The 21,767-nt window shown below is 48.0% G+C and carries 13 protein-coding genes; 9 read left to right on the top strand and 4 right to left on the bottom strand.

Going from position 1 to position 21,767, the window contains the following annotated elements; genetic code table 11:
* The first annotated feature begins 81 nt into the window (after positions 1–81).
* The 5 genes from M1B78_RS00510 (at position 82) to M1B78_RS00490 (ending at position 10,868) form a co-directional block, all read left to right on the top strand.
* Positions 82–1,626: a sulfatase family protein gene (locus M1B78_RS00510; RefSeq protein ID WP_257939595.1), complete on the top strand. Its 1,545-nt coding sequence runs from the start codon at positions 82–84 to the stop codon at positions 1,624–1,626.
* Positions 1,627–1,890: 264 nt separating this feature from the next.
* Positions 1,891–5,073: a SusC/RagA family TonB-linked outer membrane protein gene (locus M1B78_RS00505; protein ID WP_430732558.1), complete on the top strand. Its 3,183-nt coding sequence runs from the start codon at positions 1,891–1,893 to the stop codon at positions 5,071–5,073.
* Between the two features lie 27 nt (positions 5,074–5,100).
* Complete coding sequence (locus tag M1B78_RS00500; protein WP_057281930.1) at positions 5,101–6,717, top strand: RagB/SusD family nutrient uptake outer membrane protein; 1,617 nt, start codon at positions 5,101–5,103, stop codon at positions 6,715–6,717.
* Positions 6,718–6,937: 220 nt separating this feature from the next.
* A complete protein-coding gene (locus M1B78_RS00495) occupies positions 6,938–9,820 on the top strand; it encodes a chondroitinase family polysaccharide lyase (RefSeq protein WP_257939593.1) in 2,883 nt (960 codons plus the stop codon).
* Between the two features lie 97 nt (positions 9,821–9,917).
* Complete coding sequence (locus tag M1B78_RS00490) at positions 9,918–10,868, top strand: tRNA-dihydrouridine synthase family protein (RefSeq protein ID WP_257939592.1); 951 nt, start codon at positions 9,918–9,920, stop codon at positions 10,866–10,868.
* A 65-nt stretch (positions 10,869–10,933) separates the two neighbouring features.
* Here the strand turns inward: M1B78_RS00490 and M1B78_RS00485 are convergent, their stop codons facing one another.
* From M1B78_RS00485 to M1B78_RS00470, 4 genes are all read right to left on the bottom strand, one after another.
* Complete coding sequence (locus tag M1B78_RS00485) at positions 10,934–12,286, bottom strand: sulfatase family protein (RefSeq protein WP_369904470.1); 1,353 nt, start codon at positions 12,284–12,286, stop codon at positions 10,934–10,936.
* A 42-nt stretch (positions 12,287–12,328) separates the two neighbouring features.
* Entirely contained in the window at positions 12,329–15,415 is a 3,087-nt protein-coding gene (locus tag M1B78_RS00480; RefSeq protein WP_257939591.1) for a chondroitinase family polysaccharide lyase, read from the bottom strand.
* Between the two features lie 179 nt (positions 15,416–15,594).
* A complete protein-coding gene (locus M1B78_RS00475) occupies positions 15,595–16,107 on the bottom strand; it encodes a DUF4348 domain-containing protein (RefSeq protein ID WP_176467934.1) in 513 nt (170 codons plus the stop codon).
* A 77-nt stretch (positions 16,108–16,184) separates the two neighbouring features.
* On the bottom strand, positions 16,185–17,462 hold the full coding sequence (locus tag M1B78_RS00470) for a DUF2851 family protein (RefSeq protein WP_257939590.1): 1,278 nt from the start codon (positions 17,460–17,462) through the stop codon (positions 16,185–16,187).
* 96 nt (positions 17,463–17,558) lie between these two features.
* Here M1B78_RS00470 and dapB point away from each other — a divergent pair, with 96 nt between their 5' ends.
* From dapB to M1B78_RS00450, 4 genes are all read left to right on the top strand, one after another.
* Positions 17,559–18,323 (top strand): 4-hydroxy-tetrahydrodipicolinate reductase, encoded by a 765-nt coding sequence (gene dapB / locus M1B78_RS00465; protein ID WP_136008715.1) that lies wholly within the window; start codon positions 17,559–17,561, stop codon positions 18,321–18,323.
* A 6-nt stretch (positions 18,324–18,329) separates the two neighbouring features.
* Positions 18,330–19,823 carry a signal peptidase I gene (gene lepB, locus M1B78_RS00460; RefSeq protein WP_136008716.1) on the top strand — a complete coding sequence of 498 codons (1,494 nt, stop codon included), beginning with the start codon at positions 18,330–18,332 and terminating at the stop codon, positions 19,821–19,823.
* 106 nt (positions 19,824–19,929) lie between these two features.
* Positions 19,930–20,862 carry a signal peptidase I gene (gene lepB / locus M1B78_RS00455; protein ID WP_257939589.1) on the top strand — a complete coding sequence of 311 codons (933 nt, stop codon included), beginning with the start codon at positions 19,930–19,932 and terminating at the stop codon, positions 20,860–20,862.
* 73 nt (positions 20,863–20,935) lie between these two features.
* Complete coding sequence (locus M1B78_RS00450; RefSeq protein WP_257939588.1) at positions 20,936–21,565, top strand: WbqC family protein; 630 nt, start codon at positions 20,936–20,938, stop codon at positions 21,563–21,565.
* Positions 21,566–21,767: the final 202 nt, after the last annotated feature.

Here is a 21,767-nt window from a genome sequence, read left to right as displayed (position 1 = left end):
TCCCTTGTACTTCCTTATACACCCGATTCCATAAAACCTCTTACCTTTGACCTCAGAATTACAATCTAAAGTCAAAGAACTATGAAGCATTTTTCCCCCTTGTGGTCTCTGATTCCCGGTGCAGCCCTGATAGCGGGATGCGGAAGCCAACCTAAAGACAAGACTTCGGAGCACTCGCCGCAGAAGCCCAATGTAGTATATCTGATTGCTGATGACCTGGGTATCGGCGACCTGAGCTGTTACGGTGCCACCAAAGTAAGCACTCCCAACATTGACCGCCTTGCCGGACAAGGCATGCAGTTTACCAACGCTTATGCCACTTCTTCCACCAGCACCCCTTCCCGTTTCGGCCTGCTGACAGGCATGTATCCCTGGCGGCAGAAGAATACCGGCATTGCTCCGGGCAATTCCGAACTCATCATCGATACCGCCTGCGTCACCATGGCCGATATGTTCAAGGAAGAAGGCTATGCAACCGGCGCAGTAGGTAAGTGGCACCTCGGATTGGGCCCTGAAGGCGGTACGGACTTCAACCGCCGGATTAAACCGAACACCCAAGACATCGGCTTTGATTATGAATACATCATCCCCGCCACCGTCGACCGCGTCCCCTGCGTCTTTGTAGAGAACGGGCACGTGGTAAACCTCGACCCCAACGACCCTATCACCGTGAGCTACGACCACAAAGTAGGTGACTGGCCTACCGGCCTCGAAAATCCCGGACTCGTCAAAATGAAGCCCAGCCAAGGACACAACAATACCATCATCAACGGCATTCCCCGCATCGGCTGGATGACCGGCGGCAAATCCGCCCTCTGGACCGACGAAGACATCGCCGACGTGATAACAGACAAGGCGAAGGACTTCATCACCGCCCATAAAGACGAACCTTTCTTTCTCTATATGGGGACACAGGACGTACATGTTCCCCGCGTACCGCACCCGCGGTTTGCCGGCAAGAGCGGTCTGGGTGCGCGCGGCGATGTCATCCTCCAGTTGGACTGGACCGTGGGCGAAATCATGCATACCCTGGACAGCCTCGGCATTGCCGACAACACCATTTTCGTATTCTGTAGTGACAACGGTCCCGTCATAGACGACGGTTATCAAGACCGGGCACGCGAACTGCTGAACGGCCACACTCCCATGAAGCACTACCGCGGCGGGAAATACAGCGCCTTCGATGCCGGCACACGCATCCCTTTCATCGTACGCTGGCCCGGCGGCATCAAGCCCGGCAAACAACAAGCCCCCTTCTCCATGATTGATGTATACGCTTCATTCGCCGCCCTGCTGAACCATCCGCTGGAAGCAGGCATCGCTCCCGACAGCCGCGACCAGCTCAACAACTTCCTGGGAACCGATACTGCCGGATGTGACTATATTGTACAACAGAATCTGGACAATACACTCTCCATTATCCAAGGAGACTGGAAATACATAGAGCCCAGCGACAAACCCGCACTGGAGTATTGGACCCAAACGGAAATGGGAAACGCCCCGCAGCCCCAACTGTACAATCTTTCCGTCGATCCGTCTGAAAAAGACAATGTGGCAGATGCCCATCCGGAAAAGATAGAAGCGCTCTCCGCCCTGCTGGAAAAGGTTAAGAGCGCAAAGGACTAAAACGGAGGCACGGCCCTTTCATTTAAAGGAGTTAAAGGGCGATAACTCCTTCTAACTCCCTCAAATGAAAGAGCCGTGAAACGGAGGGAGATAAAAGTACAAGAGTGTTGCCGTCCGCGGGTTTTGTACGAATTCGTACTTTTTGCGAACTATTAACGGATATGTTTGTATATTCCATCCCCTACATTTGCGATGTGATTTCACCCCAAAGTGAGTACAAGACGAAGAAACAACCTTTATTATTAACTAATTAAATTAATATTTATGGAACAAAAATCCAGCTTCTTTAAAGCATTAGGTATTATGTTACTTGTCCTATTTGCCACGCAGGCCAATGCACAGGAACTGACCGTCTCCGGAACGGTGAATGATGACTTCGGTCCGATCATCGGTGCGTCAGTCCTCGTGAAGGGTACAAGCAATGGCAGTATCACCGATATGAACGGAGAGTTCACTTTGTCCGGTGTACCAGCCAAAGGAACTCTGGTTATCTCATTCATCGGCTATCAGACACAAGAAATTCAGGTAAACAATCAGCAGAAACTTTCCATCAATTTAAAAGAAGACTCACAACAACTGCAAGAAGTAGTGGTAGTGGCAGTGGGTTACGGCGATGTCCGCCGCAAAGACCTGACAGGTTCCATCGCGAAAGCAGACATCAAGGAATTAGTCAAAACTCCGGTAAACAATGTTGCTGAGTCTTTAGGAGGACGTATTGCAGGTGTGCAGGTTTCATCGACGGACGGCGGACTCGGTGACAACTTCAACATCGTGATTCGTGGTGCCGGTTCATTGACCCAAAGCACAGCGCCTCTATATGTTATCGACGGTTTCCCGCAAGAAACCTCTAACATGGGTTCTTTAAACCCGAATGACATCGAATCCATTGACGTTTTGAAAGATGCTTCCGCCACCGCCATCTATGGTTCGCGTGGTGCTAATGGTGTAGTTATCATCACTACGAAAAAAGGCAAATCTGGAAAACCGACCATCTCCTACAACGGAAGTTTCACGGTAGGACTGGTGAACAATACCCCCGAAATGATGGATGGATATGAATTTGTGAAACTCCAACAAGAAGTCATGGGTGCAGAGGATTTCAAGAACATGTATCTGAAAGATGGAAATACACTGGAGGATTACCGCAAATTCAAATCCTACGATTGGCAGAAAGAGATTTACCGCACAGCCATGAGCCATAACCATCACGTGCTTTTGAATGGCAATGCCGGCGACTTGAAATATTCTACTTCCGTATCCTACAATGACCAGGAAGGCGTCATCATCAATTCTGACTTAAACAGATACCAGGCACGTGTCAATCTCAGCCAGCAATTCAACAAGAGACTGAAGGTAGATGCCAACGCCAACTTTGCCAGTACAACACAGAACGGGCCCAATCCCTCGAACAACACCAGCGCCATGTCTACCGCATTCATGTACAGTGTATGGGCTTACCGTCCCGTATCTCCGTCAGGCGCCGACTTAAAAGACGAAATTTACGATACCGATATAGACATGGCAGAAGACTATCGCTTCAACCCTGTATTGTCGGCCAAGAACGAATATCGCAGGAACACTACCAACACATTGCAAGCCAACTTGAGTGCAGAGTATGAAATCATCAAGAACTTGAAGTTTAAAGTTGCAGCAGGCTATTCGAGCCGTGACATAAAGAAAGAAGAGTTTAATGGTCCTAATACCCGTACCGGTAATTCTCACCCTTCCAATACACAAAGTAAAGGTATCAATGCTAAGTTGTACCAATATGAATTCAGAAGCTATCTGAACGAAAACACATTGACCTATCAGTTCAATAAAAAACTTCACAGCATGAATGTACTGGCAGGTTTAAGTTTACAGAAGAACAGCAATTACTCCCACTCCGTAGCAACCGAACATATCAGTAATGAGTCTTTCGGTATGGCAGGACTAGATAAAGGTACCAACCAAACCATAGAGAGCAACCAGGGAGAAAGCAAGATGATGTCCTATTTCGGTCGTATCAACTATAACTATGATTCAAGATACTACCTTAACGCCACCATGCGTGCCGACGGTTCTTCTAAATTCCCGAAAAACAACCGCTGGGGATATTTCCCTTCTGCATCTGTGGCATGGGCTTTCGGTCGCGAAGCTTTTGTATCGGAAAATGCTTCTTGGCTGTCTAATGGAAAACTACGCCTCAGCTACGGCCAGACAGGTAACAACCGTGTGGGCGACTTTGACTACATGGCCAAACTGATTACAAGCGACAACGTGTATAAATATCCTTGGAATGGTTCATTTACCCCAGGTTTCCATATTGCCAATAAAGCCAATTCACAACTCAAGTGGGAAACTACCGAACAAATAGACTTCGGTCTGGATTTAGGTTTCTTCGACGGACGTATCAACGTGACTGCCGATTATTATATAAAAACCACTAAGGATTTGTTACTCAGAGCTGATGTTCCAGGCAGTTCCGGTTTCTCCAGTGCAACGCTCAATGTCGGTAAACTCAAGAACAAAGGTTTCGAGCTTACTTTGGAAACTATCAACCTGAGGAATAAGAAGTTCTCATGGACTTCCAACTTCAATATAGCATTCAACTCCAACAAGATTACCGCATTGACGGAAGGAAAAGGTGAAATTACAAGTTATGTAAGCTGGGACAACAAGTACAAAACCATGCCCGCATACGTCAGCCGTATCGGCGAATCGGCCGGCAAGATGTATGGTTTCATTTATGAAGGTACCTACAAAGAATCGGACTTCAACATCACTACGGACGACAAAGGCAAGAAAGTGTACACCCTGAAAGAGGGTATCGCTTCTTACGTGAAAGGCTGCCAACCCGGTGACCCCAAATATAAAGACATGCCTACGATAGATACCAATGGCGACGGTATTCCTGATACAGGCGACGGTATCATCAATGACAAAGACCGTACCACCATCGGTAACGGCCTGCCCACATGCACCGGCGGTTTCACCAATAGCTTTACCTATAAGAATTGGGACCTCAGTATCTTCTTGCAATGGAGTTTAGGAAATGATATTCTGAACGCTAACCGAATGGTCTTTGAAAATCCCGCCAAGAAGAAGAACACTAACATGTTTGCATCCTATACCAACCGTTGGACTCCCGAAAACCCGTATAGCAACATGCCCCGTGCAAATGCCCTCGGCTCCAACGAGTATAGTTCTCTCTATGTGGAAGATGGTTCGTTCTTGAAACTGAAATCCATCTCTTTAGGTTACAATTTTCCGGCACAGATGCTGAGAAAAGCATTCATCAGCTCTGCCAGAGTATTTGTTTCCGCTGAAAACATCGCTACCATTACAGGCTATTCCGGCTCAGACCCAGAAGTATCTACACGTAATTCGGTATTGACTCCCGGATTCGACTGGTCTGCATATCCACGCTCTTTCAACGCATCTATCGGAGTGAACCTTACTTTCTAACAACAAACGTATAAAACAAAAACAATGATGAAAAAGTTCTATAATATATTCAAAAAAGCCCTTGTCCTCATAGGAGTAGTCTCTATGACTTCATGTGACTTCTTAGGAACCGAACCATACGATTTCGTTTCACCAACCACATTCTATAGAAACGAGTCTGAATGTACCATGGCACTTGCCGCAGTATATTACCCAATGGCAACCGCCAACTTATATGGTAATTTCTATTCCACAGAAATGACCAATATAGATGACCTGAGCTACTATACGCGCAACAGCAACTTTTCCGGTAAGCTATGGGCAAACGACTATACCAGCACCACTCAAGAAATATGGAATATCTGGGAAGCACTATACACCGGCATTAAAAACGCCAATGGTTTGCTTGAGAACATAGACAAGGCAGAAATGAGTCAAATCGCCAAAGATAGAATCAAAGGGGAAGCTAAGTTCCTCCGTGCTTACTATCACTTCTTACTTGTACAGGCTTTCTATGAGGTGCCTATCCGCAAACAATCTTTAGATGACATCAATGCCGCCAGTATGCCTGCCACCTCCAATGCGGAAGCATTAGACTGGATTATCAAAGAAATGGAAGATTGCATTCCCTTGGTTGACAAAAAAGAATATGACAAAAGCCCATCCCACGTGAAAGAAACTTCTGTATATGGCATCCTAGCACGCGTATGCTTATGGAGAGCAGGAAAACCTTCCGACGGTGGAGAAGCCTATTATAAAAAAGCGGCTCAATATGCCAATGAAGTCTACAAATCCAAGAAACATGACTTAAACCCTGATGTGTACGCCATGTGGAAGTGTATGGCAACAGATAAATATGACACTGAATATAACGAATCCATCTGGGAAGTAGAATTTATAGGTACTCGCCTTGACAATAATTATACCGAAAGCCGTATTGGTAATACCATCGGTAACGCCCAAAGAAATGGTAACGCCACGGGTAAAGGTTATACCTATGCTTTCTATGCAGGTACATTAGTCCTTTGGGATTTATTTGAAAAGAACAGTACAGACAAACGTCGTGACCTTTCCATGGCACCTTATTACTTGAATGCGAAAGACGTGCAAGTAAAATGGAAAGACCATGAAATCACCATGCGCCGTTGTGGTAAGTTCCGCCGTGAGTGGGAAACAGCCGAAAACAAGAACAAGAACTGGACTCCCGAGAATTATCCGATTCTGCGCTATGCCGACGTATTGCTAATGCTGGCCGAAGCCGAAAATGAAGTGAACAAGCAACCTACGGACCTGGCTTATACAGCAATAAATCTTGTACGCAAGCGCGCCGGCATTCCGGAACTCAAAAACTTGTCATACGACCAGTTCCAACAAGAATTACGTGATGAACGCGCCCGCGAACTTTGCTTCGAGTCCATACGTAAGTTCGATTTGGTACGTTGGGGAATTTACTTGGAAAGAATGCAGAATACACTGGGTACGGCAGCAGCCGACAAACGCTGGAACTCACAGAGTGAAAATGAAGCCAAGGCCGACAAGACCGGTGGCAAATATGACTTCGCCGCTACTGTAGCAGCCAAAACAGAAGAAAAACATCAGTTCTATCCCATTCCCAACAAAGAACTGTCCGTGAATACTAAACTAAAACAGAACAAATGGTGGTAATAAAACCGCAAGACTTCTAACCTTATTATCTCTATATCACAAATAATCAAATAGACCTTAATTAATTTTATTTGTGCAGAGGAGGGTAATCGAGAGATTACTCTCCTCATTTTAATGAATGATTTTACCACTTGTTTTGTACAATCCACACATCTTATGAAAACAATATTCCGTAATTTTGTAACACAATCAATTAATTACCTTATTTAACCTGATAGTTATGACACGAAAGTTTTTTCAGTTGCTATTTATTTTGACCTATCTTAGTTCATCCGCTTTTGCACAATTCGTAAGTTTCGAAGAAGAAATCCCCTGTAACTTCAAAAGTTCCGATAAACAAGAGTTGGCGTTATCATCATCATACTATAAAGAAGGAAGCAAGAGCCTGGAGTGGAAATTCTCTCCTAACAGCATATTGGACATTCCATCCGAATCTGTTTTTACCCTGGAGGGCGACAACGGAATCACTCTGTGGATATACAATGAAAAGCCTCAGCAAGACTCCCTGCGTTTTGAATTTTACTCTCCCAACGGACATGTTTCCCATCACTTCGGATTCCGACTATACGCTGCCGGATGGCGCGCCTGCTGGATAAGCTTCAAGCACATGCAAGGAGACAAACAAGATAAGAAAATTGCCGGTTACCGTATCATTGCCCCCAACCGCACCGGACGAGTCTTTATAGACCGACTGACCTTCCCGGTAAAAAAAATCAATGACCGTACTACCCCCGATTTGCAGATGCCGACCAATAACTCGCTGACCTATCGCGACCTGTGGCATTGGTGCCGCGTCTGGCAATGGGAACAATATCAATACGACCTACCTCTGAGCGAATCGTTAACCACCGACGAGAAACAAGAACTGGCCACTGTAGAAGCACGGCTGACCGCAATACTCGACACCCCAAAAGCACCTAAAAAAGGAATATCAAAAGCCTACAGCACATTCAAGGCGGCCAATATCCGTCCATCCAGTAACGGTTTCACCGGTGCTCCCGTTGTAGCACCCGATGAACTAAACCGTCGAAAAGGCGAACTCTCTTGGAACAATCTGGAAGATATGCTCTCGGGGTTTGCATACGATGCCTACTACAACCATTCTGCCCAATCGGCAAAGAATTACTTCCTCGTTTGGGACTACGCTATCAACCAAGGTTTCGCTTTTGGCAGTGGCATGGGCACCAACCATCACTACGGTTATCAGGTACGAAAAATATATACTACGGCATGGCTGATGCGCGACGCTATCTGGAAAGCTCCCAATAGGGATAATATTCTCTCAGCACTTATCTTCTGGTCAGCATTACAAGAAACAAGGATACCTTTCCAATACGGACGGGACGAATTACTGGATAGCTGGCACACCCTGCTGATGGCAAAAACCGTATCTGCACTCTTGTTTGTGGACGAAAGGGAAAGAGCACGGGCCCTTGCCGGACTCTCCAGATGGCTGAGTGGTTCCTTGCAATACAGTCCGGGAACCATTGGCGGTATCAAGGTAGACGGAACAACCTTCCACCACGGAGGATTCTATCCTGCCTATACCACCGGAGTGCTCGCCATGGTAGGGCAGTTCATAGCACTCACCAGCCATACCCGGTACGTGCCTACCATGGAAGCACGCCAGGTGCTGAAATCCGCATTCATATCTATGCGCAATTATTGCAACATCTATGAATGGGGTATCGGTATCAGCGGAAGACACCCTTTCGGAGGTTCCATGAAAGAAAATGACGTAGCTGCCTTTGCCTATCTTGCCCTTGCCGGAGACTTATCAGGAGAAAGCAATACCTTCGACCACCACTTAGCAGCAGACTATATGCGGCTTTGCAACAATGATACTCCCGAAGCCATCTATTTCAGAAAAGAAGGAATTACCCCCGCAAAAGCTCCGCAAGGCTTTTTTGTATACAATTATGGTTCGGCAGGCATTTTCCGCCGAAACGACTGGATGGTAACCTTGAAAGGCTATACTACCGATGTATGGGGATCCGAAATCTATAGGAAAGATAATCGTTACGGACGTTACCAAAGTTATGGTTCCGTCCAAATCATGGGTTATCCGTCGCGCAAAGCCAGCGGTTTCGATGAAAACGGATGGGACTGGAACCGTCTGCCCGGAACCACCACAATACATTTACCGTTCGACTTACTAGACAGTCCTCTGCCCGGTACCACCATGGCACATTCCAAAGAGAACTTCTCCGGCAGCAGTTCCCTTGAAGGTAAGAACGGTATGTTTGCCATGAAGCTGATGGAACGTAACTTGAAAAACTTCACACCCGATTTCGTTGCCCGCAAATCTGTGTTCTGTTTCAATAACCGTATGATATGTCTGGGTACGGGTATCAGCAATAGCAATGCTTCTTTCCCAACGGAAACAACGCTCTTTCAAAGTACCTTCCAAAAGGGGAAAAGCGACATCTATGTAGACGGCAAACTAAAGGACGTGCCTTTCCACCAAGAATTAAACGATGGCAAACGTCATTGCATCCAAGATGGATATAACAATTACTATCTGGTGAATGGAGATAACGTGCAGATACAGATTGCCCGGCAAGACTCCCACCATGAAAAAACCCGTGCCAAGACACAAGGAACTTTTGCTTCTGCCTATATCAATCATGGGGCAGCGCCACAAAATGCCGAATACGAATATATGGTATTGATACAGCCCAGTCCAAAAGAACTGGATGCCGCCCGACGGAAAGCACCTTACCAGATACTCCACAAAGACAGTATCGCCCATGTGGTTATCGATAAACAGACAGGTATCACTGCATACGCAGCTTTTGAAACTTATCTTCCCCAAAAAGACGAACTGTTCCTTTCCATCCCTGCAGAAACGATGGTAATGCAAAAGCAATCTGGTTCCAACCTCTTGCTCAGCGTATGCGACCCCAATCTGAATATCTCTGAAAAGGCTTTTACCACCAAAGAGCCAAGCCGCCCCATTGAGAAGAAGTTGATACTGAAAGGTCAATGGAAATGTAAAACACTGCAGGAGGACGTAACCGTAGAAGTAGGACAAACAGAAACAGTACTCACCGTGACTTGCAGACACGGGCAGCCTATAGAATTTATCCTGCTGAACAAATAGTTAGCAAGCGATAAAAAGCCGGAGAAAGTAGTGGGGAAAATATAGAATTTCGGCAAAGCAAGTGCTGTTTCGCAAGAAAACATGTATCTTTGCCGATATGAACGAAAACAGATTACTCATCTACTTCGCCCCACTGCAAGGCTACACTGATTCGGCCTACCGCTTGGCACATGCCCGAATCTTCGGAGGTATCAACACCTACTATTCTCCGTTTGTACGTGTGGAACACGGCGAAATCCGTCGCAAGGACATACGCGAAATCCATCCCGACAACAACAGGGAAATGCACTTCATTCCGCAACTCATAGCCCCGACTCCCGATAAATTAGAGCAGATAATGGCCCTTTTCATCGAATACGGCTATCGGGAAGCCGACATCAACCTTGGCTGTCCGTTTCCCATGTTGGTCAAGCGGCACAACGGAGCAGGTATGTTGCCCCACCCCAAGGAGGTAGAGGCGCTGCTGAAAACCGCTGTAGAGAAGTTCCCGGAAATCCGCTTTTCAGTAAAACTGCGATTGGGATGGGAACATGCGGACGAGTGCCTCGCCCTGCTCCCTCTACTGAACGAACTGCCACTTTCACATGTCACTCTCCATCCGCGCTTAGGCATCCAGCAGTATAAAGGTACTGTTGACTGGAATGGCTTTGAAGCCTTCTACAAGGGATGTGACAAACCACTGTTGTACAACGGTGACATACACACGCCAGATGACATCGAAAGCATAGTCGCCCGCTTTCCCCGATTGGTTGGTGTTGTCATAGGACGTGGATTGCTCGCCAACCCTGCTTTGGCCTGGGAGTACCAGCAAGGACATCCTCTTTCTTCCGATGAAATGGCAAAAAAAGTGAGACTACTACACAACGAAGTGTTCAATGCCTACAAGGAACGCCTACAAGGTGGTGACCTACAACTGCTGACAAAAATGAAAAGTTTTTGGGAATACCTGCTTCCCAATGCCGACCGGAAAGCAAAGAAAATCATCCATAAGACAACGAAGCTAAGCAACTACGAAGTAGCCGTCGCTCGACTGTTTGCAGAACTTTGAGAAACCGATTTTGAGCTTACCGAAGTTTCACAAGCGATGCAAACAGTTACAAAATGGAAAGAACATTACTCTGGGATTAGATGTACCTCAGGCCGTATCTGCGCCACACGATGCCGTCTCATCCATTCGCCCAAATAGGCGCGATGCTGCTGCAACACTTCCCGATAATTCTTTTCAAGAGCCAAGTTACGCATCTCTCCGCGGTCGTCCTCCATGTTATAAAGCTGTTCACGATAGTTTCCTTTATCATACAACACATACTTATAACGCGGAGTACGCAAAGCCCAACCACGGGTAATACCTTTGTCGAAGGTGGTTTCTATGACCACATAAGGTTGGTGTGCCTGTTCTGGGTCGGCACTCTCAACCAAGGATTTAAAAGAAACGCCATACAAACCTCCGGGCAGAGGAATGTCTGCCCAGTCGCATACGGAAGCAAAGAAGTCAACACCTGCATTGACGAGCTGCGGCATCTCTTTTCCGGCATTCTTCTTTCCGGGTAGAGTCACTATCAGAGGGATGTTCACCACTTCTTCGTAAAGAGCAGACTTCTGATTCCATTGATGTGCTCCCACACCGTCACCGTGGTCGCTCGTGAAGATAATTACCGTGTTCTTCCATAGATTCCGCCGATCAATGATGTCGACAATCTTTCCGATTTCAGCATCCACTTTTTCTACCAAACGGAAATAAAGACTGCGATAGCGACGCCAGTCATCCGGGGAATAATGACGCGTGGGATAGGTCGAATAGTTCAGCGATTGTTCATAGGTTATCACATCGGCATCGTAAGGATGGCGGGAAAAGTTCAAGGGCAATCCAGGCCATTCGTCTTGAGAAAGTTCAGGCAAATTGCCGTATGGCAGATTCTGCCCACGTGCATATTCACAGATATTGTGGGGATTATCGAAGCCAACTACAAGAAAGAAGGGCCGGGTGTGTTCCCGTTCAAGAAAGGCAACGGAAGCCTCAGCCAATCCGTGGTCGGTGTGCGGATGAAGGACAGAAAAACCAAACTCCCGATCCGGTATGGAAGCGGTATGTACATGCCACTTTCCGGCATATGCGCATTCATATCCGGCATGCTGCATCAGAACTCCCAAGGTCGTTGCCCGCAAGGAATCGGGCATAGGCACATTGTTTCTCGCAAGACCTATTTCATGGGATGTGTGTCCCGTAAACATGGATGCCCTAGAAGGACCGCTCAAGGGAGCAGAGCAATAAGCATTGGTAAACAAGACACCCGCCTGCGCCAAACGGTCTATATTCGGGGTATGCACATCCGTATTTCCCACACAGCTCATGGCAGAAGCCGTTTGCTGATCGGTCACAATATAGATAATATTCGGCAACTCCTTGGCTCCCGACAAAACTGGAACAAAAGCTGTGGTACAAAATAGTACGTCTTTGAATTTCATCATGGTACAAATTTATCGGATTTAAAAATCGATTTCTAAGGTTCACCTTTTCAATTCCACGTCAAGGCTCACTGCATCGCGACAGGTAAAACGAAGTACTGTCTGCTTCCGGTCGGCCACCACCACTTGACAATATGGAGTTTCGGTCACTCTCCACAAACCTTTCAGCGTAATGGTCACGGGAATTTCACCACTGACATTTTTTATCCACGGGCGTGAATAGATACTGCGCTCAATACGTTTTCCGTCTTTGTCGAAAGCCTCGTCGCTCGGGCCACGATACAAGGCCAGGTCGGGCTGGGAGACAGTCAGCAGAAGCTTGTCCTCATATTCGCGTATCATGACAAGGCACGATGTATCGGCTTTCTGCAACAATCCGCCGTCGGGCAGCGCCTGCGGAGTCTCGAACAAGACGTAAGAAGTAAGACCGTCGGCCGGAGAAGACACAATGTGGGCGTTGCGGTCTTGCCGCAGAATCTTGTAAGTGGGTTTCTTGGCGAATGCCTTCAAAGCAGCGGCATCCGTGTGGGGAAGCACTGCATATTCGTAGGAAGCGCCTTTCGGGGCTTTGCCATGTTGCAATGTCAAGGACACCCAGTCGCCGGAAGTAGGCTTGGTGCTACGCTCGCCTACGGTCACTTGCGAAAAGTTCTTCTCGTAACGGGCATCCGGGCGTGAAGCTTTGGAGATGTAATAGCCCACGCCGTTGGGGTCGATATAGGTCTGTCCGTCACTCTGATAAGCTTCCCAGTACCGGCGGGTTTCGGGAGTGGTGGCGGCAAGCTGGAACACGGTAGTTTCCGTCGGATACTCGTCATTCAGGTTCTCGATGTCCGTACCGAGGCATACAATGGTGCCGTCGAAGAAGTGGAACGACTTGCGGGCACGGTGAGAACCGTTATACTTATCATGTTCATGCAGCACCATACCGAAGTTACCGTTCAGATGTGCCTGGGACAAACCGCCGGCAAAAGCCTCGTCGGAATAGAGCATCTCCTCCATGCCGGAGAAGGTATCGACATTCAATACCCGGGCACGCAGCCGGTCGAAAGGCAGATGAATGCTCGTGACACCCGGAATACGATTCCAGTCGAAACCGGCTTCCTGCCAGCCACTGGTGGCAAAAGTAACCGTCTCATCGGGTTTTCCGGTAAGAATCTGCATGCTGCCATGCGCCAGATAACGGCCATAGAAGTTGGCGGGGAGATAATGCTCGGCAGCCCAAAGATAACGGGAATGTCCGCGTACTACGGCAGCCCAGTTGTTACGACGCTGCACGGATACACAACCGTAACCCAAAGCCAGATTGCCTTGCGGGTCGGGTTCCGGACGGAAGCCCTGGGCTTCGAGCAACTCCTTCATCTCCAATTCGTGGCGGGTGGAAGCCTTCGGCAGATAATCGGGCGCATTCTTGTCCGGAGCTTCCGTATAGGCAACCAGACGCAGATAGGCTGCGGCCATTTCGGGGTCGTATTTCTGCTTGCCATCCGGCGTACCGACAATGGCCATCGTGGCATATTGGATAGGTATCAGACTTCCTCCCCCGTTGGGATGACGGCCCGACATGGAGAGCGGCCATTGCTTCAGGTTGCAATAGAAACGCATGGCGAGAAGCACTTTCTTCACCGTCTCGTGCGCCTGCTCGGACAGACGGAACTCGGTGCCGCTCAACAAGTAAATCATATTGGTGGCACCGTCCAGGCCACCCACAGCGTATGCCGGATAGTTATTGCAATGGTGGAAGCAGGCACCGTCCGGCTTGAAAGAACCGGCCAGTCCCGGCGCCGGAAGGCAGCCTTTGTTCAGCCAGCGGGAGAAGGAACGCAGGTATTGCAGTTTCTCCGGTGTATCCTCCATAATCAGAATGCTGGCTACGCGCCCTTGCAACTTGGTGTTGAACGTATCTATATCAATACCGTTGACGGCAGGTTCGGGATATACCTCATTGGTGATGGCATACCAGTTGAGCGTACGTACCGCCTCTTCCAGCTTACCTGCCTCACGCAACACGTCCTTCATCAAGAAATAAGCCACAAAAAGGCCGCGCATACTATATCCGTAATGGTGGATATTCCCCCAGCAACTGCCGTAGGCAATGCCCTGGTCGGTGGCGTTATCGTACATAGCGATGAATTTCTGCTTCAACTCGTGTTTCAGGGCCACGTCCTGCGTATTGTTATAAGCAATGGCAATGCGTTTCATCAGATTGAAGTAGTCGCTTATCTCTACCCCCAGTTTGGAAAACATGTCCTTGTCCCAATCGGGTATCATACGTTCGTATGCCTCGGAGTGACGTACGAAATAGATAGGACGTCCTGCCACCTTGCCGTTCTTGTAGGTAATCCGGTAAAAATCATACTTCGTACGGATGGACTGCATCTCCTTGTCCGAAAGCGCGGAAGGCGTGTAGAGCATGTCGCGGAAACGCTTCTCCATAACCCGTATATCCTGCTTCTGCGCCTCGGTCACGTCTGTCAAGGGGATGTCCGGTTTCCACAAGGAGTGTTCGTAGATAACCAGCCAGTGGTTGGTGGTTCCCTTATTTACGAACGGCACCTGCAAGTCGGCAGTCTGCTGGCGGGCATCTACCTTGCCGGCAGTAATCAGATGGTCGAAAAAGAGCTTCCCCTTCACGTCGGGGGCTACAATGCGGATTTCGTCCATCCCTTCTTCCGGGGTGCCTTGCATATCGCGTTCATAACATACCCATGCTCCGCGCCAACCGGTAAAGTTGATGCCAAAAGGAAAAGAGGTGCATACCTTGCCATCCTTCAGGAACTCGAACTGAATCTGCTTGTCCTGGGCCTGCTCATTGTACACCCATACGATGAAAGCCGAAAGATAGGTGTCTTTCCCCGTCGGGTCTTTCTTCTCAAACTTCAAGTCTTTCTTGATGGACAGTGCGGCACCCGGCTCGAAAGTCCAGCTCAAGCTGTGGTCGCCGTCCCTATAATGTTCATCGCTAATGCCCAACTGCGAACCGGCTGCCGTAGTGACAAACGCCGGAACCAGCTTCTCCTCAAAAGAAAGCAAACGCTCATTCTTCACGATTTGTGCATGTACACTGCCCGGCAGCCACATGCAAACGAGCGCTGCCGCTCCCATTTTCCATTTACTGAATTGCATCATGTCCGTTTATTTAAGGTTATTGATATTCACCGCTTGAAAATCGGCAAAAGAAGTCGTAACCGCATATTTCAATGTATTAGTACGGTACAAAGAAACCCCTCTTTTTGGAAAAAGAGGGGCATAAATCGTACAGAAGAAGGATAAAATAATGATTGAGGCGAATTTCTGCCCCTACTTTCTCAAGGATGAAGTTCTTCGAAAGCCTTGTTTTCCTCTTGTACAGCCTGAATGGTTTCTTCCAGTTCACAGATAGGAAGGTCGAAGTTGTACCAGTCGTTATAGCAGTCGGTGACGTACCACTTGCCGTCTGCCAGTTCAAAGACCACACGAAGGGAAGGTTCCGATTCATCATAGCCTGCTTCGAACTCCTTATGGGCAGGTTCATTGACTGTGAAACGAGATATATAGGTGCCTCCCTCCTCTTCGGCAATATGCCCTTCCTTCAGCGTTTCCTCGTCCAGCAATGCCCACTTCTCGCGGGTGAAGGGAAAAGTCTGTTCCGTCTCACCGTCATCCTTCAAAAGGGCGATGGGAGACTTCAAAGGAAACTTGATTCGGGAATACTGGAATGAAGCACTGGACGTGAATTTCCTGAGAAATGTCTTGAAATCCTCCTCTTCGGCAGCCAGACCATTGGGAATGGTCAGCATAAGTGCCGCAAACAGACAAAGAACAAAGCGGATAGCCTTCATATACTCGGATTATTTTTCAAGGCGCAAAGATAATATAAAAGTGATAAACTGCTAAGGCTATGGGGTGATAATTATTATCATCCGTTATGCTTCAGATACTCGTAACCGAACCGGCAGCACAGGCAGTCCTTCTTGTCGCAATACTCCTTTTGAAGTTGGAGCAATGCCTGCGAATCGGCAGCGGTAGATACCGGCAGGCCGGCACCGTCCCACAGACGGGTCACGTGGTTATTCTCAGCCTTCAAGGATTCAAGGAAACGGGTGGCACGGTCACACAAAGCGTCATCGGCCTTGTGCATGCCGTATGCATAAAGAAACGGGATGACCGTATTGATGACAATCAAATTCAAGGCGCCGTCCCCTACCCGCTTTTCCCTCCGGGGTGAAACCTTTCTGAAGTTGAAGTGCTCCTCCCAATATACGGAAGTATCGGCAGCCAGTATCTTCTTCACTGCTTCCGGCGTTTCAGCTTCCATGACGCGCGAGAAGAGTGCCCGCTCCTTGTGATACAGCTTGGCAAGCTGGGCCAGACGTACATGCGGAAAGTTATCGGGACGAAGACGCAGAAACCGCCACTGTTCAACAGACATAGGAGCTGCCAGCCCGAACTTGTGCTGCAGGTAGCGGAACTCTTTCTGAAGTTTCAAATAGTAATCATCCATCCCTGCCGAGTCTTCCTCCAGCAGTCCTGCCTGCCCCAGGAAGAAAGCCTCCACCTGAAGCAGACTGTCCCGATGCTTGTCTACGGCGCGGAACGGAAGACGGTTTGCCCATGCCTCGAAAGCGTCTCCATTCAGCCCGAAACCGAAGTTACGGGCAAGAGTAATGAAAAAAACATCTTCCCAATGATGATTACAGCGTTCGAGCCGACAGGATATGGCGCGTGCCTTCTGCTCGAAGCGCTCCACCTGCAAGGCGGACAGCCAGGAATGGACGGTGAGCTTCGGAAGGGATGCAAGGATGGAGTAGCAGGGAGGATAAATCTCCGTCTGACGGAGCTCTTCATAACGCCGGCTGACAGTTTCGGGACAAGCGAGCACCATTTGAGGAATCAATTCACCGTTCGTGCGATACACATCACAATTAGATTCGCCCACTACGTGCAGAATGACGTTATCATATGCCTTGTCGCGGTCGTGTCTATGGAGCAACCAGTCTGATGCCCGTGTATGCACTTCAACGTTGCCCACCCAGAGCGTACCGTCTATTTTCAGCTTGGCATTAAAGAAGTCGGGGCCTGCATTGATGTTCGGCAAACCGGGATCTATCACTTCTACCGGCTGTCCGGAAGTTGTTTGGAGTGCCGACAAAGGAAATATTTTGTGCTTCCAAACGTAATGCAGTAGTTGTTCCATGTTAACAAGACGTTAATGTTGAGCACAAATGTAAGAAAAAGATTATCTTTGCAACCTATAGTTTGTTGATAAACTAAATTAAAACAGATAGAAATAATGAAAATCGCATTAATCGGCTATGGAAAAATGGGCAAGGAAATCGAAAAGATAGCCCTCAGCCGCGGACACGAAATTGTAAGCATCATCGATGTCGACAATCAGGAAGACTTTGAATCGGCAGCTTTCAAGAGCGCCGACGTTGCCATAGAGTTCACCAATCCCATGGTTGCATACAACAACTATATGAAAACATTCCAAGCCGGAGTCAAACTGGTATCCGGCAGTACGGGATGGATGGCAGAACATGGAGACGAAGTGAAGAAGCTTTGCACCGAAGGTGGCAAAACGCTGTTCTGGTCGTCCAACTTCAGTCTGGGAGTAAGCATATTCTCTGCTGTCAACAAGTACCTCGCAAAGATAATGAACCAATTCCCTGCCTACGACGTGAGGATGAGCGAAACGCATCACATCCATAAGATGGATGCCCCGAGCGGTACGGCCATCACGCTTGCCGAAGGTATTCTGGAGAATCTCGACCGCAAAGACAAATGGGTAGAAGGAACTTTCCAAGCTCCCGACGGGACTGTTTCGGGCTCTGCAGAATGTACGGCCGATGAACTGCCAATAAACTCTATCCGCGAAGGGGAAGTACCGGGCATCCACAGCATCCGCTACGACTCCGAGGCCGACAGCATCACTATCACCCACGATGCCAAGAACCGCAGGGGATTTGCCCTGGGAGCCGTCCTTGCCGCCGAATATACCGCCAAGCACGAAGGTGCTTTGGGAATGAGTGACCTGTTTCCATTCTTAAAAGACTAAAACATCATGAGAAAAGCAACACGTATCCAATGGATTAAATTCAGCATAGTCACCCTACTTTACCTTGCCTTTCTGGTCTGGGTAAAAAGCTGGCTGGGACTGATTGTGCTCCCCTTCATTTTTGACATCTACATCAGCAAGAAGATACCTTGGGGATTCTGGAAGAAATCGGAGAACGCTGCCGTACGCAGCATCATGAGCTGGATAGATGCCATCGTGTTTGCGCTGGTAGCCGTCTACTTCGTAAATATCTATGTGTTCCAGAATTATCAGATACCTTCTTCCTCACTGGAGAAATCCTTGTTGGTAGGCGATTTCCTTTACGTCAGCAAGATGAGCTATGGTCCGCGCGTGCCGAATACGCCGCTTTCCATGCCGCTGGCACAGCATACGCTGCCGGTATTCAACACCAAATCATACATCGAATGGCCTCAATGGGAATATAAACGTGTGCCGGGCTTCGGAAAAGTGAAACTGAACGATATTGTGGTGTTCAACTTCCCGGCAGGCGACACGGTAGCCACCAATTTCCAACAGACAGATTTCTATACCCTTGCTTACGAAGAAGGAAAACGCGTGTATCCCAACAAGGTGAATATGGACAGCCTGACACGCAAGCAGCAACGTACTGTCTATGATTTGTACTACAATGCCGGGCGTAACCTTATCCGTTCCAACCCGAGAATGTACGGTGACATTGTCATACGCCCCGTCGACCGTCGTGAAAACTATGTAAAACGCTGCGTAGGCCTGCCCGGAGATACATTGCAAATCAAGAAAGGGCAAGTATACATTGACGGCAAGGCTACCGAAAACCCTACGGAAATGCAGTTCAACTACTTTGTACAAACTACGGGACCTTATATCACTGATGGTATGTTCCGTGAACTGGGCATCAGCAAAGAAGACCAGACTCTGATGACCGACGGTCTGGGCTGGGAAGAGAATCTGATTGAAATGGGACTGGACCACCGGGATGCCCAAGGCAGGCTGGCGCCGGTCTATCATCTCCCGCTTACCAAAAAGATGTACGAGACCCTTACGGGCAACAAGAAGCTAATCAGCAAGATTATCATTGAGCCGGGAGAGTTCTCGGGACAGATGTATCCGCTGAACCTTTACACCAAATGGGACCGCAACAACTACGGCCCAATCTGGATTCCCGCCAAAGGCGCCACCATCAAGCTGACCGAAGACAACCTGCCCATCTACGAACGCTGCATCGTTGCTTACGAAGGCAACAAGCTGGAGGTCAAGGAAGACGGCATCTACATTAACGGTGAAAAGACCGACTCCTATACTTTCAATATGGACTATTATTGGATGATGGGCGACAACCGCGACAAGTCCGCCGACTCCCGTTACTGGGGTTTTGTACCGGAAAACCATGTCGTAGGAAAGCCTATCGTAGTATGGTTGTCACTAGACAAAGACCGCAACTGGTTTGACGGCAAGATACGCTGGAACCGGATATTCAAGTGGGTGGACGGCATTAAATGAATTAATAATCAGAAACTAAAGAATTAAAGGGGAGGGTGAGAAACAATTGCAAACCTTTCGTTCTTTAATTCTTTAGTTTCTTCATTCTTTAATTTCGAACGATAGAATGAAAGGCTGGAAAATAGCAATTGCAATAGTTGGAGTGACACTCGTCGTAGTGCTGCTTCGAGGTTGTGTTGCAACTTCCTATCTTATCCCTTCTTCCGGTATGGAAAACTCACTATACCAAGGTGAGCGTATTCTTGTGAACAAGTGGAGCTACGGTCTGCGACTTCCTTTTATGAAGTTATGGGGGTATCATCGCTGGGCAGACAGTCCGGTACGGAAAGAAGATATTCTCGTATTCAACAACCCGGCCAATCTTTCAGAACCCATGATTGACCAGCGGGAAGTCTTTATCGGCCGTTGCATCGGCACTCCCGGAGACACTTTACTGATAGATTCGCTCTTTTCGGTGATTCCTTCCGAGAAGAATGCGCCCGACCAGAAGTTCCTTTACTCTTATCCCAGACAACGGGAACGACAGTTGGATTCATTGCTTTCCATTCTCTCCATCGCTCGAGGCAAACTATTGGGACAGGACTTAATAAAGAATATACGTAGTTTCAGCCGCTATGAACACTACTTGCTGGAACAAGCCATGAACGGAAATTGCTGGATAGAACCGATTGTCAAGGAAGACTCCATGGAAACGTTGAAACCGCTGATAATCCCCAGCAAAGGCAAAGCCATACGCGTATATCCGTGGAACAGAACTTTGCTGCAAAACACATTGGTACTTCACGAAAAGAAGCAGGCTGAAATAAAGAACGACACCCTCTTTATAGAAGGCAAGCCCGTGCAACACTGCTACTTCAGCAAAGATTACTATTGGGTAAACGCCAACAATTCCATCAACCTTTCAGATTCCCGCCTCTTCGGCTTTGTACCCCAAGACCATATAATAGGCAAGGCAAGCGTCATCTGGTTTTCAAAAAAGAAAGGAACAGGACTCTTCAACGGCTACCGCTGGGACAGAATGTGGAAAAGAGTGGAATGACACAAATGAAAGAATAAACAATGAACAGTAACTTCAACTGCAAATCATAAATCGCCCAATCCTAAATATACTGATGAGAACCGTATTTCTTTCTTCCGCCTATCTGGCCCCCGTAGAGTATTACACCAAATTGCTGGCATACGACAAAGTGTTTATCGAGCAGCACGACCACTATATGAAGCAGACCTACCGCAACCGTTGCACCATTGCCGCACCGGACGGTGAATTGGCACTTTCCATTCCCACCGTCAAGCCGGACACGCTGAAATGTCCAATGCGGGATATACGCATTTCCGACCACGGCAACTGGCGGCACCTGCATTGGAATGCCATAGAGTCGGCCTATAACCATACCCCTTTCTTTGAATATTATAAAGACGATTTCCGTCCTTTCTATGAAAAGAAGTATGAGTTTCTGATAGACTTCAACGAAGAGTTGTGCCGTCTCGTCTGCTCGCTCATAGATATACAGCCTGACATGGAACGCACTGCGGAATACCGTACCGAATTTGCCACAGACGAGGTGGACTTCCGCGAGCGAATCCACCCCAAAAAGAACTTCAGGCTGGAAGACACGGAGTTCTCACCACAGCCCTATTATCAGGTATTTCAGGAAAGACTTGGCTTTCTGCCCAACCTGAGCATCATAGACCTGCTGTTCAATATGGGGCCGGAAAGCCTGCTGGTGTTGCAGCAAAGATAAATCGCAGGGAGTATCATGCTTATGTACAAAGGTTACTAGAGAATTGCATTATACTAATAATCAACGGATTCACGCTTTACGCTTCTTTATTCAAAATAAAGTAATACTGTAATCCTAATAAAGTAATATTGTATTTTCTCCACATGAGTCACTTTATACGGAGCAGGCATGTTTCAGACTCCGGTACAAGAAAAGAGGGATT

Source organism: Bacteroides muris (ex Fokt et al. 2023), from assembly GCF_024704895.1.
Classification (GTDB): Bacteria; Bacteroidota; Bacteroidia; order Bacteroidales; family Bacteroidaceae; genus Bacteroides; species Bacteroides muris.
The sequence above is the reverse complement of the archived record's forward strand: the minus strand, read 5'-3'. Positions and strand labels throughout refer to the sequence as shown.

Bases quoted from the DNA above. Each gene is read 5' to 3' on its own strand.
- M1B78_RS00490 (WP_257939592.1), top strand. From the start codon at position 9,918: ATGAACGAAAACAGATTACTCATCTACTTCGCCCCACTGCAAGGCTAC.
- lepB (WP_257939589.1), top strand. From the start codon at position 19,930: ATGAAAGGCTGGAAAATAGCAATTGCAATAGTTGGAGTGACACTCGTC.
- M1B78_RS00475 (WP_176467934.1), bottom strand. From the start codon at position 16,107: ATGAAGGCTATCCGCTTTGTTCTTTGTCTGTTTGCGGCACTTATGCTG.
- lepB (WP_136008716.1), top strand. From the start codon at position 18,330: ATGAGAAAAGCAACACGTATCCAATGGATTAAATTCAGCATAGTCACC.
- M1B78_RS00450 (WP_257939588.1), top strand. From the start codon at position 20,936: ATGAGAACCGTATTTCTTTCTTCCGCCTATCTGGCCCCCGTAGAGTAT.
- M1B78_RS00470 (WP_257939590.1), bottom strand. From the start codon at position 17,462: ATGGAACAACTACTGCATTACGTTTGGAAGCACAAAATATTTCCTTTG.
- M1B78_RS00510 (WP_257939595.1), top strand. From the start codon at position 82: ATGAAGCATTTTTCCCCCTTGTGGTCTCTGATTCCCGGTGCAGCCCTG.
- M1B78_RS00480 (WP_257939591.1), bottom strand. From the start codon at position 15,415: ATGATGCAATTCAGTAAATGGAAAATGGGAGCGGCAGCGCTCGTTTGC.
- M1B78_RS00500 (WP_057281930.1), top strand. From the start codon at position 5,101: ATGAAAAAGTTCTATAATATATTCAAAAAAGCCCTTGTCCTCATAGGA.
- M1B78_RS00485 (WP_369904470.1), bottom strand. From the start codon at position 12,286: ATGAAATTCAAAGACGTACTATTTTGTACCACAGCTTTTGTTCCAGTT.
- M1B78_RS00505 (WP_430732558.1), top strand. From the start codon at position 1,891: ATGGAACAAAAATCCAGCTTCTTTAAAGCATTAGGTATTATGTTACTT.
- M1B78_RS00495 (WP_257939593.1), top strand. From the start codon at position 6,938: ATGACACGAAAGTTTTTTCAGTTGCTATTTATTTTGACCTATCTTAGT.
- dapB (WP_136008715.1), top strand. From the start codon at position 17,559: ATGAAAATCGCATTAATCGGCTATGGAAAAATGGGCAAGGAAATCGAA.